This is a genomic window from bacterium 336/3 (assembly GCA_001281695.1).
In the GTDB taxonomy this organism is placed as follows: Bacteria; Bacteroidota; Bacteroidia; order Cytophagales; family Thermonemataceae; genus Raineya.
Window position 1 is genome coordinate 3,350,132 of record LJIE01000001.1, and the last position, 16,159, is coordinate 3,366,290.

Here is a 16,159-nt window from a genome sequence, read left to right on the forward strand (position 1 = left end):
TTATTTTAGCATCTTTCATAGGAATTTGGTCTCCGTTTAAATTACTTTTCCCACTCTACAATCTTATAATCTTTAAATACAAAATTTTTATCTAATAAGACGATTAGACTTTTAGAATATACAGGTTCAGGGGCAAGGCTCTTGCCCCATTCAATTTCAATTGTATAAGCTAACTCATATTGAGGATTATTTGATTGTATATCAGGTTTACCCAAAAGTTCTATAATTTCTTCTTGATGTTTATTCGTTAGATAATTGCCTTTTATCAAGTCCTGAAGCATAACTTCTCGATCAAAATAAAAATGTCCTTCTCCTTTATAGCTGTATTTCCATTGATGGCTATCAAATTTTTTATTTTTTGTACAACTAATTGTTATTCCTAATACAAAAAAAATTATCAACAAATTCTTCATTTCATTTCATTTTTTCAAAATCAATCATTTCATAATATTCGGCATATACAGTTATGCAATTGGTTACACAATCTTTGTCTTTATTTCGAGGGGTGTATTTTTCTTCTCTATCACAACTATCTACAAGTATTTTTTCTGTGGCTTCATAGCGTTTATTATCAAAAACAGGATTTCTTTTGATGGCATCTACTCTATATTTTTTTTGGATTTGCAGTTTGTTAGGCTTGTATTTTTCTACATATAAGATTTTCAAATCCAGTCGATTTGCTTTTGTGTGATACACAGAATCAAACTGATAATACACATAAACATCATCTTCAGTTATTTTATGAATAACCACAGTCAGTTTTTCATATTTATAATACAAAAAACTCATTCCTCCAAAAAAGGACAATACTAAACCATATATTTTTAAGGCTTTCATTTGTTGAATTCACTTTGTAACAAATCTAAAATATCAGCACTTACTGGATTTTCTCTATCTGGCAAATTCCAAAAATAATCGTCATGACAATCAAATACTTTTCCAAACTCAAAATTTATATCACAACTCAAAAAATAAATATGTTTATCAGACCATGCACCAACAGGTATAAAAATAGGGCTATTTAAAACAGTTAGCTCTTTTTTGTAATATGCTGCGTTTTTGTACTCATAATCTAAGTCAGCAAGCATGCTTTCATAGCTATAAAGCAAATTCCACCATGTTCCATCACTTAAATCTTGACTTAAGCTCTCCTCAAAAAAATTAATAAGTTCAAAATACTCATTGGGCAAATAAAATGCATTTAAATCTTTTTCAGGTAAATATTTATGAATGACTTGTTTGATAGCATCTTCTACATTCTGTTTTTCAAGAGGATGAAGTCTTTTTTTGATAGAATCTCCAAATTTTTGATAGAGTAAATTCTGTATTTCCTGCTGATTCATTTATACCATTTTATACACAATATAAGTTTTTTTTTAAATAAATTCAGCTTTGTTTATACAAAATTTGCAGTTTTTAGAGTTTATTAAGTGAAAACATAAACATTCCATAACCATATGAAATTTTATTTCCTCATTGGGCTTGCTCTCACAAGTGTAGTGCATGCCCAAGAAAACGTTATTTATCAAAAGCCTTCCAAAGAAATTTTGGAAATAGCTGATTTTGAGAATGCTCCTTCAGTACTTATGAACAATAAAAAAGAGTACATGGTTTTAAGCTACCGAAATACTTACAAATCTTTAGAGGATTTGAACCAAGAAGAAATGCGATTGGGTGGCTTACGCATCAATCCTATCACAAATATTTCAAGTACAGTCAATTATGTTAATAATATCAAAATCAGAAAAGTAAAAGAGCAAAACGAAATACAAGTACAAGGTTTGCCTCAAAATCCTAAAATCACCAATTATGCCATTGCCCCCAATGACCAAATGCTTGCTTTTACGCATACAACTCCAACAGGTGTAGAACTTTGGGTGGTAGATTTTGCAACTGCTCAAGCAAAAAAACTAACCAATGCAACTCTCAATGCCAATGTAGGTAATCCTATTAGTTGGTTTAATGATAGTCAAAGTTTACTTGTTAAAATGCTTGCAAGTAATAAAAAAGCTTTAATAGACCAAAAGAAAGAATTACCTAAAGGTCCTATTGTATCAAATAGTGATGGAAAAGTTTCGCAAAACAGAACTTATCAGGATTTATTAAAGAACCCCAGTGATGAGCAGAATTTTGAAGCTTTGATGACTTCTGAGTTGTATAAAGTATCTTTAAATGGTTCAAAAGAGCTTTTCAAAAAAGCTGATATGTATATTTCAGAGAGTTTTTCGCCTGATGGCAATTATTTGATGCTTACAACACTTGAAAAACCTTTTTCTTACATTGTTCCTTTCAATAGATTTCCACAAAAGTCGGTTGTATTTGATGCAAAAGGTAATGAAGTCAAAAAAGTAAATGAAGTGCCTCTTACCGAAATTATGCCTAAAGGCTTTTCTTCTACAAGAAAAGGAAAAAGAAATATGAGTTGGAGAGCTGATAAACCTGCAACGCTAGCCTATGTAGAGGCATTAGATGAAGGTGATCAATCGAAAAAAGTAGACTTTAGAGATGAAGTTTTTCTTTGGGATGCTCCTTTTAACCAAACAGCTAAATCTATTCTTAAAACACCACAGCGTTTTGCAGGTGTTATGTGGGGAAATGACCAAGTAGCCATTGCGTTTGACCAATGGTACGATACAAGAAATCTGAAAGTTTATTTTATCAATCCTTCTACAGATAATCCCACTCCAAAAATCATTTCTGATAGAAATTCTCAAGATATTTATGCTGACCCTGGTAATTTTGAGATGAAACGAAATGAGTATGGTAAAAGTGTTTTAGCCATTGAAAATGGTAAAATGTTTCTGATGGGTAGTGGATTTACCAAAGAAGGACAATTTCCTTTTATTGACGAATTTGATATTAAAACATTTAAGACCAAAAGATTATATACTTCTAAGCTTACCAATCAGAAAGAAGACCTACTTTCTATTGAAGATTTTAAGAAAGGTGATGTTCTTGTACAATTACAGTCTAAAAATGAGTTTCCCAACTATTATTTTAGAAACTTTAAAACAGGAAAATTAGCTCAGATTACAAACTTTAAAAATCCTTTTGAGAGTATCAAAAATGTAGAGAAAGAAGTCATTAAATATAAAAGAAAAGATGGTGTAGAACTTTCAGGTACATTGTACTTGCCTGTTGGTTATGATAAAAACAAAAAGGAAAAATTGCCTCTGCTCATTTGGGCATACCCTACCGAATTTAAAGACAAAAATTCAGCAGGGCAAAGTGATAAAAACCCCAACGAATTTACTTTTCCTTACTATGGTTCTTTTGTTTATTGGGTTACAAAAGGTTATGTCGTGCTAGATGATGCTTCTTTTCCTATCATTGGAGAAGGTAAAACAGAACCTAATGATACTTTTATTGACCAATTGGTAGCCAATGCAGAAGCAGCCATTGATGCTGTAGATAAATTAGGCTATATCAATCGTAAAAAAGTAGCTATTGGTGGACATTCTTATGGAGCTTTTATGACTGCCAATCTGCTTACACACAGCAACTTATTTGCTTGTGGTATTGCCAGAAGTGGGGCTTATAACAGAACTCTTACACCTTTTGGTTTCCAAAGTGAACAAAGGAATTATTGGGATGTACCTGAAGTATATAGCAAAATGTCTCCGTTTATGAATGCTCATAAAATGAAAACACCTCTCCTTCTCACACATGGAGAAGCTGATAACAACCCTGGTACATTTACATTACAAACAGAAAGGTATTTTCAAGCTTTAAAAGGCTTAGGGGCACCTGTACGCATGGTTATTTTACCAAAAGAGAGTCATGGATATGTTGCCAAAGAAAATATTTTACACTTACTCTGGGAGCAAGACCAATTTTTAGAAAAATACCTCAAAAACTAATAAAAAAGCCCTGAATTTTTTTCAGGGCTTTTTTATGTGCTATTTCAGTTTTAAATAGGTAGCTCCATATCCAAATTTTTCTTTTTGAGCATCTTTATAAAATTCTATATTGGGGTGTTTGCTCACTTTTTTCTGGATTTCGTATTTAAGTGTCCCATTTCCTACTCCATGTATAAAAACAATCTCATCCATACCTGTCGCAATAGCGTTGTCTAGTGCCTTTTCAAATACCTGCACCTGATATTTCAGTATTTCATCAGAATTCATTTCTTTGGTATTATTTGGCAAAAGAGCTTCAATATGTAAATCAACTTCAGGGGCTGGTTTCTCTATTTTCTTGATTTCAATTTTATCAGCAGCTTTTTCGAGCATCTGTTCTGCTATTTTGGCTACATCAATATTTTGAGGTGTTTCTTCTTTATCTATCTGAAACAAATAACCTTGTTTCTGTACCAAAGGGACATCTTGAAGGCTTTTGAACTGATTTGCCCTAAATTTAAGTCTTTTGATAAAAGGCTCTTGCAATTCAAAATAACCTTTTTGATAATACAAGCATTGTAAAATGTATGTTCCCCAATTATCCAATTGAGCTAGTGATACTTCATGAACTCTTGTCTGTGTTTTGGAAGCTAGAAAACCCGCTACAATTCCTTGTTTTTCAGTAGAAATACTAAAAGGAATATCCCAATCTGTATTATTGATAAAATACAAAGTAAATTTTTGGTCATTGAGAGCAACAAAAGCCCAATAAAGCCCTTTGGTAGCTTTTACTTCTTTGATAATATTTGTTTTTGAATCTTCTTTAGAATTTTCTTCTTTATTGAAACGTTTTTCTTCAGGGGATATTAATACTATTTCAGACTTTGAAACGGGTATTGTAAAACCATCTTCTATTTCTATTTCTACAATAGCACCTTTAATACCAACAATTACACCAGATTCTTTTCCATGTAGTAATCGAACTTTATCACCTATATTCATACAGCTTATTTGTTTTTTTACACAAAAATAAGCAATTTTATAAAAAACACTATTAAAAATGATTTTGATCAGTGTAAAAGACCTTCATATATTCTACTTATGTATTTTTATTACTAAACTACAAAACTCTATCCTATGAATTGGCATCTAACAAGTATCAAAGAAACATTAGATTTATTAGGAGGATATTTAGGAGGTTTAACCTCTTCGGAAGCTGATAATAGACTCGAAAAATATGGCTACAACGAACTTGAAGCAAAAAACAAAAAACCTGCATGGGTGATGTTTTTAGGGCAATTTAAAGACACTATGATTATCATTTTGCTTTTGGCTGCTGTTGTTTCGGGTTTCATTGGCGATTTAAAGGACACGTTACTCATTGCCATTATTGTTATACTTAATGCAATTATTGGCTTCTTACAAGAATACCGAGCTGAAAAAGCGATGGAAGCTCTTAAGAAAATGGCAACCACTACAGCCAAAGTGAAAAGGAATAGTCAAATTGAATATCTGAATTCTACAGAAGTGGTTCCAGGTGATATCATATTATTGGAAGCAGGTGATATGGTACCTGCTGATATACGTCTTTTGGAAACATATACCTTAAAAATTGAAGAAGCTTCTTTGACGGGTGAATCAGAAGCTGTGGAAAAAAATGAACAAGAACTTCAAGAAGAAAATATACCCTTAGGTGACAGATTGAATATGGCTTATAAAAGTACGCTTGTAACCTACGGTAGAGGCTTAGGTATTGTGGTAACTACAGGTATGAATACTGAAATAGGTTCTATTGCCAAAATGCTTCAAGAAGAAGAAACTCAAACACCTTTGCAAAAAAGGCTCGCCGATTTTGGGAAAAAACTCTCCTTTGTGATTTTTGCAATCTGTGCCATTATCTATATTTCGGGCTATATCAGAGGAGAAGACCCAACACAACTGATTTTAACGGCTATTTCAGTAGCTGTAGCAGCCATACCAGAAACACTTCCTGCCGTTATTACTGTTTCTTTGGCACTTGGAGCTAGTAAATTGGTTCGTCAAAATGCTCTCATTCGCAAATTACCTGCCATTGAAACACTTGGTTCTGTAACTTTTATTGGAAGCGATAAAACAGGAACACTCACTCAGAATAAAATGACAGTGAAGGAGGTTTGGATTAATGATGAATATACAACTTCCAATCAAGAGAATTTAAACGGTATGGATTTACTCATGCTTGCTATGAGGCTCAACCAAGATACCCAAATAAACGAAAATGGAGAAATTAAAGGTGATTCTACAGAAATAGCTGCTTATCAGTATGGAGTTTCTAATAGTAGTATTCAGAATATAGAAAAATATGCAAGAATAAGCGAAATACCTTTTAGCTCGGAGCGTAAAATGATGACCACACTCCATCCTTTTGGTAGCAAAACACTTGTCATTACCAAAGGAGCTTTGGAAATGATTTTGGAAAAATGTGTTTCTACACCTAAACTTGTTCACACAAAAGCAGAAGAAATTGCTCAAAAAGGTATGAGGCTTTTAGCTTATGCCATCAAGGTTATTGAAAATAACTCTTCAACAGAAGAAGCTAGTATTGAGAAAGATTTAGAGTTTTTAGGAGTAATTGGGATGATAGACCCTCCTCGTCCTGAAGCCAAGCAAGCCGTTGCTGAATGTATTTCGGCTGGTATTATTCCTGTTATGATTACAGGTGATCATCCTATCACTGCTCAAGCCATTGCAAGAGAAATAGGGATATTGAGTAAACCCTCAGATAAAGTAATTACAGGCAAAGAAATGAAGGAGATTTCGGAAGCTGAGTTTGAAGCAAAAGTGAAAAATATCCGTGTATATGCTCGTGTATCCCCTGAACAAAAGTTACAAATTGTGAAAGTTCTACAAAAACAAGGACAATTTATTGCTATGACAGGTGATGGTGTCAATGATGCTCCTGCTCTTAAAAGAGCTGATATTGGAGTAGCTATGGGCATTACTGGAACAGATGTATCAAAAGAAGCCTCTGCTATGATTCTTTTGGATGATAACTTTGCAACCATTGTAAAGGCTGTTAAAGAAGGACGTAGAATTTTTGATAATATTCGAAAGTTTATCCGATATACCATGACTGGCAATGCTGGTAAAATTTGGGCTATTTTTTTAGCTCCATTAGTTGGTTTAGAAATGCCCTTACTGCCTATTCATATTTTATGGCTCAATCTGGTTACTGATGGACTTCCCGGGCTTGCTTTGGCTGGCGAACCTGCCGAAAAAGGTATTATGACACGCCCACCACGACACCCTAAAGAAAGTATTTTTGCTCATGGTTTGGGCTTTCACATTTTGTGGGCTGGACTAATGATTGGAGGCTTAACCTTGGCTGCTCATGCTTGGGCAGATAGTGTGGGTGGAAACTGGCAGACTATTGTATTTACAAGTCTTTGTTTTGCACAAATAGGGCAAGTTTTGGCTGTTCGTAGCGAACATAATTTTTTATTCCGTGAAGGTTTTTTTGGCAATATGCCTTTGCTTGGAACAGCTCTACTCAATTTCATTTTGCAATTAGCCTTAATTTATGTGCCTTTTTTGCAAGAGATTTTTGTAACCAAGCCTCTAACACTTACAGAATTAGGCGTTTGTATAGGTGTAGCTTTGATTGTATTTCACGCTATTGAAGCAGAGAAATTTGTGAAAAAAATATTTTCTAAAAACAAATAACCTTTAATAAATCATCTCCAGTTGAAGGCTTTTAAGCGGGCGTTCTAGAAAGAAGCCTGCTTGCCTGAAACTTGGATTTTTGATGGTAGGACGATAATTATTAGAAAAACAATAACCTTCTTTGGGCATGCCAAGGAAGTTATAATCCATTTTTTTATTATCGTTTTCATCGTGCAGAATAGCTACAGCATAATCGCCATAAGGCAAATCTGTAAATTCTACAAATGCTTTACCATCTTTAATTTCTAATTCAGCTGTTTTGTAAGCGTATTTATTTTGTGTAGGAAACCCCTTAGCTGTATTGAATAAACTTAATAATACTTTCCCTTTTGTATTTTGTACTTTAATAATTTCGATTTTTAGCTTACCTGTACTTTGTGGGAAAAATGAGTGCGTTATTAAAAATATTGAAAGAAGTAATGTTTTTATCATAGTTTTATCTTTTAAGTATTGCCCCTTCGAGTATAACTGTTTTGGTATCGTCAGGGTCTATAATTTCTTCACCATTGATAACTCCTTTTCCAAAAGTCATTTTCATTTTTGAGACTTCAAAAATTTGTCTATCATTGGTTTTAAATTCTGGTTTTAAAATATAATAACGATTTGTAGGTTCTGTTTCAGAGGTTTTGACATGAAAAATTCCATACTTTGAATTAACTTGCATGAAAAAAGCAGGATAGTTTATTCTTGCAGAATCCGAAAAATTAGCAATTTGCATCAATCCATTTTTTTCTCCTTGCCAATAACGCATCACTCCTGTATGGTCACCTGTAACAAAAACCCCTTGAAACTCCTCTTTAGGATTACAGGAAACCATAAAAATAAACGTTAATAAAATTATATAGCTAATTGTTTTCATCTTAAGTTTTTATTTAAATAGAAATATACAATATTTATACCACATTTTCAAATAAATGTTTCAAGATTTAAATCGGAATATTTAGGGTAATTTTTGTACCTAAAGCTTCTTCCTTTTCGTTGTATAAATCTATAATTTCAGATTTAATAGTTTTCTTTCTCCCATAGTTCAATAAACCTAAACGTTTTTCAGTAGCATTAATTGCAAACGATTTATGTTTTTTGGGTTTATTTTTATTGAATTCAGCCGATTTCTTTCTCCCAATACCATTATCTTCTATTTCACATTGTAAAAAATCATCCTTTTGAGAAAACCTTACCCAAAGTTTTCGATTATCTTTTTTATGTAGAAGTCCATGCTTGAGGGCATTTTCTATGTAGGGTTGGATAATCATGGAAGGAATTTGAATACTTTCTACATCTAGGTTTTTATCAATTTCTAAAATGTATTGTAAGTTTTCAAATCGGATAGCTTCTAGCTGAAGGTATAAATCAAGCATTTGTATTTCATCTTGTAAAGGTATTTCACGCTCGTTACTCATGTCAAGAGTCAAACGCATCAAATCTGAGAATTTCCCAAGAAACTCATTAGCAAGACGTTTTTCATTTAACAGTATAAATTCTTGAATGGAGTTAAGGGCATTAAAAATAAAATGCGGATTCATCTGTACTTTCAAAGCTGCCAATTGAGATTCTCTTAAACTTTGTTCAATAGAGTTTTTTCTTTGTATAAGCTTTAACCTCCACCAAACGATAGAGGCTATTATTGTTAAGAAAACAAGGATAGCAGTAAGAATAAACCATATTTTTTTCCAAAAAGGTGTTTGTATTTCTATCTGCATAATGGCTGTACCTTCACTTTCCATACCATCTTCATTGATAGCTTTTACTTGAAATTCATATTTTCCAGAGGGTAATGAAGGATAACGGGCAAAATTATTAGAACTTTCTGTATAAATCCAATTGGTATCAATGCCTGTCATTTTGTACTTATAATGAAATGTTCCTCTTCCTTTATAAGTAATACCCTGAAAATCAATTTTTAAATTATTTTCTTGATGATTTAGTTTATAACTTGACTTAAATGCCAAAGGCTTCTCCCAAACTGATAATTTATCTATATAAATGAGTGGAGGAACCATATTTTTTGATGGCAAATTCTTAGGCATTTTCATAAGTCCTTTGGGGCTTGCAAGCCAGATATAGTTACCTATGACTACGACTCCATTGATTTGTTCACTAATAAGTCCTTCATGTCTATTGAACACTTCTATTTGATAATTCTCCAATGAAATTTTCACTAATCCTTTATCTGTGGCCACCCAAAGGGTATTACCATCTACATACATATCTAAACACAAATTACTAGGTAAGCCTTGTTGAATAGCAATTTGCTTAAAAGATTTTTTGTTTTTAAAAAATAGAACCCCTTGAGTAAGTGTACCTACAATAAGCATATCATCTTTTTGAGCGAAAGTTTTTGCAAATATGTTGGTAGTATCTTTCCATTTGTATTCTGATAGTTTTATATCTTCTAATACAAACAATCCATGGGCATAACCCATCCAAATTCTAGAATTATCTTTTTCTACAAAAACAGCTCTTGACCTTTTCTGGCTTTCCATAAACAAAATATTCTCTCCAGCATCAATATCTTTATTGTAGTCAAAGTTTTCATGAAATATCTTCTTTGTTTTTTCTCCTGATTTATCCCAAATACCTATACCTATTCCATCTGCTCCAGCAGAAAAAACAGTATTTTTATATAAACTAAAGTATTTTGGAGAAGAGGACGTTCCGTTTATATTATAACAATTACTTTGGTTTTTATCAAACATATACCCTATACTACAACTGACAAATAGCTTTTTGTTAATTCTATCATAGAGCAATGCCTCTATTTCTTTTTTACCTTTTGTAACATACTCATATGTAACATTTTTTGTAAAAGGATTAAAAACTTTTACCTTTCCATTGAACATGCCTAAAAGCAGGTTATCATCATCATCTTTAGTTATTTTATAAATATGATTATCTTCCAAATCAGGTGTATTGGTTTCATTAAAAAACAAAATATCTTTATGAGGGATTATAAATACACCATCTGATAGTGTACTAACCCAATAATTTCCTTCTCTGTCTTGCAAGACATCTGAAATAGGTTTACCTACAAATAAAGGAACTGATCGACCTTTTCCATCAGAAAAAAGAGGGGCTAAATTCTGATCATACCCATACAATCCTGAATAGGTTAGAAACCAGATATTGTCTTCTCTATCTGAGCGTACATCATTGAGCTCTATCGTTTTTTGCTTAGAGTTTTTTTCACCTATAAAATCAAATTTAAGTTCTTTTTTTAAGGGCTCTTCATTATTTTCATCCAATATAAATACTTCATCTAAACCTCTTTCTACTACGATATGCCAGTCCTTAATTATTTGATGTCGGTAGGTAAACCCTGTACTATGATTCAATTTTGTTGATTTCTTTAATAAACTTCCATTTTGATAAAATAAGACATTCTGAGTATCAAAAGCTATAAAGCTATTAGGAGCATATTCTACCAATTGGTCATGTCCTTTAAATAAAGATGTTAATTTACCTTTTGTAGTATGTATGTACCACATCATATCATTATGATATGTGAAAAGTCTGTCATTTTTATCAATATAATAAGCCAAAAAATCAGGGAAACCTTTAGGAAATTTATATTCATAAATTTGTTCTTGTTCTATATAAAAAAGTTGCCCTGAGAAATTCAGAAACCATATCCTATTTTTACCATCTTCAGCAATATGTGAAACAGCAGAGGCTTTGGAGGTTTTGGGCTTATAGAATTTAAATTTACTACCATCATATCTACACAAACCTGATTCAGTTGCCATCCAAATATAGCCTTTGGTATCTTGGTGTAAATCGAATACTGTAGCCGAAGGTAAGCCCTGTTCATCCGTCAGTTGCCAGTAAGAAGGGTGTTGTGCATAGTTTTTAAACCCTATCAAACAAAAATATAAAATAAAAAAGTATAATTTTTTCAATTTTGTATCAGTAAAACTACTCAAATCGTAATGCTTCAATGGGATCTAGCTTAGAAGCTTTGTAAGATGGATAAAAACCAGAAATTACACCCACAAAAATACAGACAACAACTCCTAAAAACATCCAGAACCAAGGCACAAAAAACTTCTGTGAACCCAAAAGTAATGCAACACCATTGCCTGCCAATATCCCTAAAATAATGCCTGTTATTCCTCCTAATTGACAAATAACAATGGCCTCTATCAAAAACTGTTGTTGAATACGTAGTGGTGTTGCTCCTAAAGCTTTTCTAATACCTATTTCTCGTGTTCTTTCTGTTACAGAAACAAGCATAATGTTCATTAGTCCAATGGAAGCTCCCATGAGTGTAATGAAGCCCACTAAAAATCCTCCTATTTTCAGATAACCTGTTACTTCTCCTAAACTTTCTGCAAGTGTTTCACTTTTTTTGAGTTCAAAAGAATCATCTTCATTGGGTAAATCGTGTCTGATTTTACGCATTAAACCCCTTGCCTCATCCATAGTCTGATCAAACTCAACAGGATTTATAACTTTAATCTTAATATCAAAACTTGTATCTTGTGTTCTAAGTAATGTTCTTGCCATTTCTAAAGGTAACAGTACAGATCTATCACCTCCACCTCCACCCATATTTCCTCCTTTCTTCTCCAAAACACCTACTACTTGAAAACGTTTTCCCAACATGGTGATAAATTTATTGGCTACTTTGCTCTTTCCAAATAGTTTTTCTGCGATTTCGGCACCAATAATTGCCACAGGTGTTCCATTTTCCACTTCTTGAGAGTTTATGTTTCTTCCTTCTTTAAGTTGAAAGCCTTGTTGTCCCAAATAGTTTTCGTCTATACCAGTAACCTGAGAATTGGGGTTGGTAGTTATAGAGCCATATTTTACTTCTGCATTGAATGTTACAAAAACTGAAATACCCACCTCACCAGAAAAAGAAAGTTTTTGCTTAAGCTCTTTGGCTTCGTAGTGGCGTATAGGAGGTTTGGCATCAGCTCTTTTACCACCCATTCTATTTCTTTGAGCATTTTTCTGACCAATATCAAAAGAGTTAGCTCCCAAATCTGCAAAACTGTCATCTACAGAAGTCTGAATACCATCCACAGCCGTTAAGATTCCTACCAAAGCCATGATACCAATGGCAATAATAAGAGCTGTAAGTACCGTTCTTAATCTATTTTCGTTGATAGAATTTAATGCAACTTTAATGTTTTCAAAAAAATTCATGGTCTTAATACTAAATTGATGGATGTTCTAATAACTCTATAAATCACTTTTTTAGTACATTATTTTCTGTTTTTTAGAAATAAAAGGTACTTTTGATGGAAAATTACGATTCTGATGTCAAAAATACACTGGATTCTGCAAAATAACCTAATAAAACCTGAAATAAAAGAAAGTATCATAAAAACGTTGCAACAAGATTTTATTAGCTATGAGGAAGTTCAAGTTATTCCTTTTTCTGATAGTTTACCTCTAATACATCAAAAAGCTGATAAATATGTTTTTTATGGTTCTAGTACACTTATTTTCAATGCTTACAATCATCCTATTTATCAAAAAGGAGTTTTTTATGATGAAAATACTTTTACCATAGAAAATTATAATCAACAATGGGGTACAAAAATGCTAAATCATGATGCTATTATCACTTCTTTAGCTGATTTTTCACAAAGAAACTACCCTTTAGAAAGTCAATGGTTTATTAGACCCACTTCAGACTCGAAAGCGTTTAGTGGTAGTGTGATGCAATTTTCAGAAATTCAAGCCTTTACTAAAAATATAGAAGAATCTAACAATCCATATCTATCTACTCAAACACTTATTGCAGTAAGTTCCCCTAAAAAAATAGAGAAAGAATGGAGACATTTTATTGTAAATAAAGAAGTGGTTTCCAGTAGCAGATATGCTCAAAACGGACATTTATCTATCTCAAATACTGATATTTCTGATGACCTCATTAATTTTATTGAGAGTTGTTGTGAGCAATACACTCCACATAATATTTTTGTGATGGATACAGCACTTTGCCAAGACAAATACTTTATTATTGAATGTAATTGTTTCAATGGAACTGGTTTTTACAGTCATGATATTGAAGCTATTATTCAAAAAATCAATCAATTTTTATCTTCATGTTAATTACCGAAAAATTTAAAGATACTTCTATTATTTTGGCATCAGGTTCGCCTCGTCGAAAGCAACTACTTGCTTCATTAGACCTTGATTTTCACGTACAAACCAAAGATACTCCTGAAGATTTCCCTAATGAGATGCCTATTGCAGAAGTCCCTATGTTTTTAGCTCGCCGAAAAGCAGAAGCTTTTTTACAAGATATTCAAAATAAGCATCTTGTTATTACAGCCGACACGATTGTAAGTGTTGAAAATAGTATTTTAAATAAACCCCAAAATGAAGAAGAAGCTTTTACGATGCTTCAAAAACTCTCAGGAAAAATGCATGAAGTCATTACAGGGGTTTGTCTAATGAACAAACAGAAAACTTACGTATTTTCTGATATTACAAAAGTTTTTTTCAAAGCACTCACACAAGAGGAAATCAGATATTATATTGAAAAATACAAACCTTATGACAAAGCGGGGAGTTATGGAGCTCAAGAATGGTTGGGTATGGTAGCCATACACCACATAGAAGGTTCTTATTTTAATGTTATGGGATTGCCTATACATAAGCTTTATGAAGAATTAAATCAGTTTTAAGCTTTTATGAATATATACGGAAAAATATTTAGAATTACCACTTTTGGCGAGTCACATGGCATAGCTGTAGGAGTTGTGATTGATGGTTGCCCTGCTGGTTTAGAAATAGATGAAGGTTTTATTCAGAAAGAGCTTGATAGAAGGCGACCAGGACAGTCTGCTATTGTTACCCAACGAAAAGAAGCAGATCAAATTCAGATTGTATCAGGTGTTTTTGAAGGCAAAACAACAGGTATGCCCATTACAATGCTTGTTTGGAATGAAGATGCTAAAAGTAAAGATTATAGCCATATTTCAGATAAATTTCGCCCTTCTCATGCAGATTATACCTATCAGATGAAGTATGGTTTTAGAGATTACAGAGGTGGTGGAAGAAGTTCGGCTAGAGAGACTCTTGCTAGAGTGGCTGCTGGGGCTGTTGCTAAACTTATTTTGCAAAAATTAGGCATTGAAATTCAAGCATATGTATCACAAGTAGGAAAACTTAAGCTTCAAAAAAGCTATCAAGATTTGGATTTGAGTCTTACCGAGACCAACGATATTCGTTGTCCTGATGCTCAAATGGCACAGCAAATGATTGAGTACATCAAAGAAATAAAAAAACAGGGAGATACAGTGGGTGGAGTTGTGAGTTGTATATGTAAAAATGTGCCTGTAGGACTTGGAGAGCCTGCTTTTGATAAGCTTCATGCTGAACTAGGAAAAGCCATGCTTTCTATCAATGCTGTCAAAGGTTTTGAGTATGGTAGTGGCTTTGAAGGTGTGGAAATGCTTGGTTCGGAGCACAACGATGCATTTTTTGTTGAAGATAATCAAGTTCATACCAAAACCAACCATTCAGGAGGCATACAAGGTGGTATATCAAATGGTGAAGATATTTATTTTAGAGTAGCTTTCAAGCCTGTAGCAACCATTATGCAAGAACAAGAAAGCATTAATGACCAGAAAGAAGCTACAACAGTAACAGGTAAAGGCAGACATGACCCTTGTGTAGTGCCAAGAGCTGTACCCATTGTAGAAGCCATGACAGCTCTTGTATTAGTCGATTTTTATTTAAGAAATAACTCCTCTAATATCAGCCGTCTATTTTCTCAGACGTAAGATTTTTATAAAAAACTCAAAAAAATATCAAAAAAAGCATAACTTTGTATAAGTATTTGTCGTAAACAAGGTAAGTTTTATGAACCTAAGCACAGAAAAAGAACAAGGAGTTCATATTATACATATTGAAGGGGATTTGGATGCATCTTCATCTATTTTATTAGATACAGCTATGTATGAAGCAATTAGTACATTAGAAAAACACATCCTTATTAATTGTGCAAAACTAAATTATATTTCTTCTGCAGGTTTGGGAGTGTTTATGTCTCACTTGTCAGATTTGGAAGAAAAAAATATTTTTTTTGGTTTGTATGGTATGAGTGAAAAAGTAAAAAATGTTTTTGAAATATTGGGTTTACAACAACTCATTAATAATTACACAAATAAAGAAGAAGCTTTGCAAGCTATTGGTGTATGAAATACAATTTAAGTATCAAGACAGAAAAGCAAAACTTACAAAAAGTAAGAGTTTTTCTAGAAAAAATATTCAAAGATTTACATGTTTCTGATATAGAAGCTAATCAGTTAATTTTGGTAGTAGATGAGATTCTTGCTAATCTGATGATCCACTCTGCTAAAAACAACGAAAAAAAAGATATTGACCTAACCCTCACAGAAGAAAGAGGTGAAATTACTTTTGAAATTTACGATTATAACTCCCCTTATTTCGATCTTACCCAACACGAAGATGCTAATTTGCAAGACCTTGTACGTCAGAAACGTAAAGGGGGCATGGGACTGACTCTTGTCAAAAATATCATGGATGAGGTAGAAGTTTATTATGAAGACAATACAAATATCTGGCGTTTACAAAAACGTTTCCCTTATCTACTTGTAAAAAAATAAACCATCTTGGCATTATTTTGGTTATAGGTT

The 16,159-nt window shown here is 32.8% G+C and carries 15 protein-coding genes; 7 read left to right on the top strand and 8 right to left on the bottom strand.

Annotated features, from left to right (window positions below; translation table 11 throughout):
- Positions 1–41: 41 nt before the first annotated feature.
- The 3 genes from AD998_15760 to AD998_15770 are packed head-to-tail and all read right to left on the bottom strand — an operon-like array spanning position 42 to position 1,343.
- Positions 42–413 (bottom strand): hypothetical protein, encoded by a 372-nt coding sequence (locus AD998_15760; protein ID KOY87397.1) that lies wholly within the window; start codon positions 411–413, stop codon positions 42–44.
- Between the two features lies 1 nt (position 414).
- Complete coding sequence (locus tag AD998_15765) at positions 415–837, bottom strand: hypothetical protein (GenBank protein KOY87398.1); 423 nt, start codon at positions 835–837, stop codon at positions 415–417.
- On the bottom strand, positions 834–1,343 hold the full coding sequence (locus tag AD998_15770) for a hypothetical protein (GenBank protein KOY87399.1): 510 nt from the start codon (positions 1,341–1,343) through the stop codon (positions 834–836). The genes AD998_15765 and AD998_15770 overlap by 4 nt, the downstream gene beginning before the upstream one ends.
- Before the next feature lie 114 nt (positions 1,344–1,457).
- On the opposite strand from AD998_15770, the gene AD998_15775 reads away from it, so the two are divergent.
- The gene (locus tag AD998_15775) at positions 1,458–3,860 is read left to right on the top strand and encodes an aminoacyl peptidase (protein ID KOY87400.1); all 2,403 of its coding nucleotides are present in this window, start codon (positions 1,458–1,460) and stop codon (positions 3,858–3,860) included.
- A gap of 39 nt (positions 3,861–3,899) precedes the next feature.
- Here the strand turns inward: AD998_15775 and AD998_15780 are convergent, their stop codons facing one another.
- A complete protein-coding gene (locus AD998_15780; GenBank protein ID KOY87401.1) occupies positions 3,900–4,841 on the bottom strand; it encodes a hypothetical protein in 942 nt (313 codons plus the stop codon).
- 135 nt (positions 4,842–4,976) lie between these two features.
- Here AD998_15780 and AD998_15785 point away from each other — a divergent pair, with 135 nt between their 5' ends.
- Entirely contained in the window at positions 4,977–7,541 is a 2,565-nt protein-coding gene (locus AD998_15785; protein ID KOY87402.1) for an ATPase, read from the top strand.
- 3 nt (positions 7,542–7,544) lie between these two features.
- Here the strand turns inward: AD998_15785 and AD998_15790 are convergent, their stop codons facing one another.
- From AD998_15790 to AD998_15805, 4 genes are all read right to left on the bottom strand, one after another.
- Complete coding sequence (locus AD998_15790) at positions 7,545–7,973, bottom strand: hypothetical protein (GenBank protein ID KOY87403.1); 429 nt, start codon at positions 7,971–7,973, stop codon at positions 7,545–7,547.
- 4 nt (positions 7,974–7,977) lie between these two features.
- Complete coding sequence (locus tag AD998_15795; protein KOY87404.1) at positions 7,978–8,358, bottom strand: hypothetical protein; 381 nt, start codon at positions 8,356–8,358, stop codon at positions 7,978–7,980.
- A 109-nt stretch (positions 8,359–8,467) separates the two neighbouring features.
- Positions 8,468–11,461, bottom strand: coding sequence for a hypothetical protein (locus tag AD998_15800; GenBank protein KOY87405.1), 2,994 nt, complete (start codon positions 11,459–11,461; stop codon positions 8,468–8,470).
- On the bottom strand, positions 11,454–12,689 hold the full coding sequence (locus AD998_15805; GenBank protein KOY87406.1) for an ABC transporter: 1,236 nt from the start codon (positions 12,687–12,689) through the stop codon (positions 11,454–11,456). Before AD998_15805 ends, AD998_15800 begins: the two co-directional genes overlap by 8 nt.
- Positions 12,690–12,803: 114 nt before the next feature.
- Between AD998_15805 and AD998_15810 the strand changes: the two genes are divergently transcribed.
- The 5 genes from AD998_15810 (at position 12,804) to AD998_15830 (ending at position 16,129) form a co-directional block, all read left to right on the top strand.
- Positions 12,804–13,604, top strand: coding sequence for a hypothetical protein (locus tag AD998_15810; GenBank protein ID KOY87407.1), 801 nt, complete (start codon positions 12,804–12,806; stop codon positions 13,602–13,604).
- Positions 13,598–14,182 (top strand): septum formation inhibitor Maf, encoded by a 585-nt coding sequence (locus AD998_15815; protein ID KOY87408.1) that lies wholly within the window; start codon positions 13,598–13,600, stop codon positions 14,180–14,182. Before AD998_15810 ends, AD998_15815 begins: the two co-directional genes overlap by 7 nt.
- Before the next feature lie 6 nt (positions 14,183–14,188).
- A complete protein-coding gene (locus AD998_15820) occupies positions 14,189–15,283 on the top strand; it encodes a chorismate synthase (protein ID KOY87409.1) in 1,095 nt (364 codons plus the stop codon).
- Between the two features lie 79 nt (positions 15,284–15,362).
- On the top strand, positions 15,363–15,701 hold the full coding sequence (locus tag AD998_15825; protein KOY87410.1) for an anti-sigma F factor antagonist: 339 nt from the start codon (positions 15,363–15,365) through the stop codon (positions 15,699–15,701).
- A complete protein-coding gene (locus tag AD998_15830; protein ID KOY87411.1) occupies positions 15,698–16,129 on the top strand; it encodes a hypothetical protein in 432 nt (143 codons plus the stop codon). Before AD998_15825 ends, AD998_15830 begins: the two co-directional genes overlap by 4 nt.
- Positions 16,130–16,159: the final 30 nt, after the last annotated feature.

Bases quoted from the DNA above. Each gene is read 5' to 3' on its own strand.
- AD998_15760 (KOY87397.1), bottom strand. From the start codon at position 413: ATGAAGAATTTGTTGATAATTTTTTTTGTATTAGGAATAACAATTAGT.
- AD998_15765 (KOY87398.1), bottom strand. From the start codon at position 837: ATGAAAGCCTTAAAAATATATGGTTTAGTATTGTCCTTTTTTGGAGGA.
- AD998_15770 (KOY87399.1), bottom strand. From the start codon at position 1,343: ATGAATCAGCAGGAAATACAGAATTTACTCTATCAAAAATTTGGAGAT.
- AD998_15775 (KOY87400.1), top strand. From the start codon at position 1,458: ATGAAATTTTATTTCCTCATTGGGCTTGCTCTCACAAGTGTAGTGCAT.
- AD998_15780 (KOY87401.1), bottom strand. From the start codon at position 4,841: ATGAATATAGGTGATAAAGTTCGATTACTACATGGAAAAGAATCTGGT.
- AD998_15785 (KOY87402.1), top strand. From the start codon at position 4,977: ATGAATTGGCATCTAACAAGTATCAAAGAAACATTAGATTTATTAGGA.
- AD998_15790 (KOY87403.1), bottom strand. From the start codon at position 7,973: ATGATAAAAACATTACTTCTTTCAATATTTTTAATAACGCACTCATTT.
- AD998_15795 (KOY87404.1), bottom strand. From the start codon at position 8,358: ATGGTTTCCTGTAATCCTAAAGAGGAGTTTCAAGGGGTTTTTGTTACA.
- AD998_15805 (KOY87406.1), bottom strand. From the start codon at position 12,689: ATGAATTTTTTTGAAAACATTAAAGTTGCATTAAATTCTATCAACGAA.
- AD998_15810 (KOY87407.1), top strand. From the start codon at position 12,804: ATGTCAAAAATACACTGGATTCTGCAAAATAACCTAATAAAACCTGAA.
- AD998_15815 (KOY87408.1), top strand. From the start codon at position 13,598: ATGTTAATTACCGAAAAATTTAAAGATACTTCTATTATTTTGGCATCA.
- AD998_15820 (KOY87409.1), top strand. From the start codon at position 14,189: ATGAATATATACGGAAAAATATTTAGAATTACCACTTTTGGCGAGTCA.
- AD998_15825 (KOY87410.1), top strand. From the start codon at position 15,363: ATGAACCTAAGCACAGAAAAAGAACAAGGAGTTCATATTATACATATT.
- AD998_15830 (KOY87411.1), top strand. From the start codon at position 15,698: ATGAAATACAATTTAAGTATCAAGACAGAAAAGCAAAACTTACAAAAA.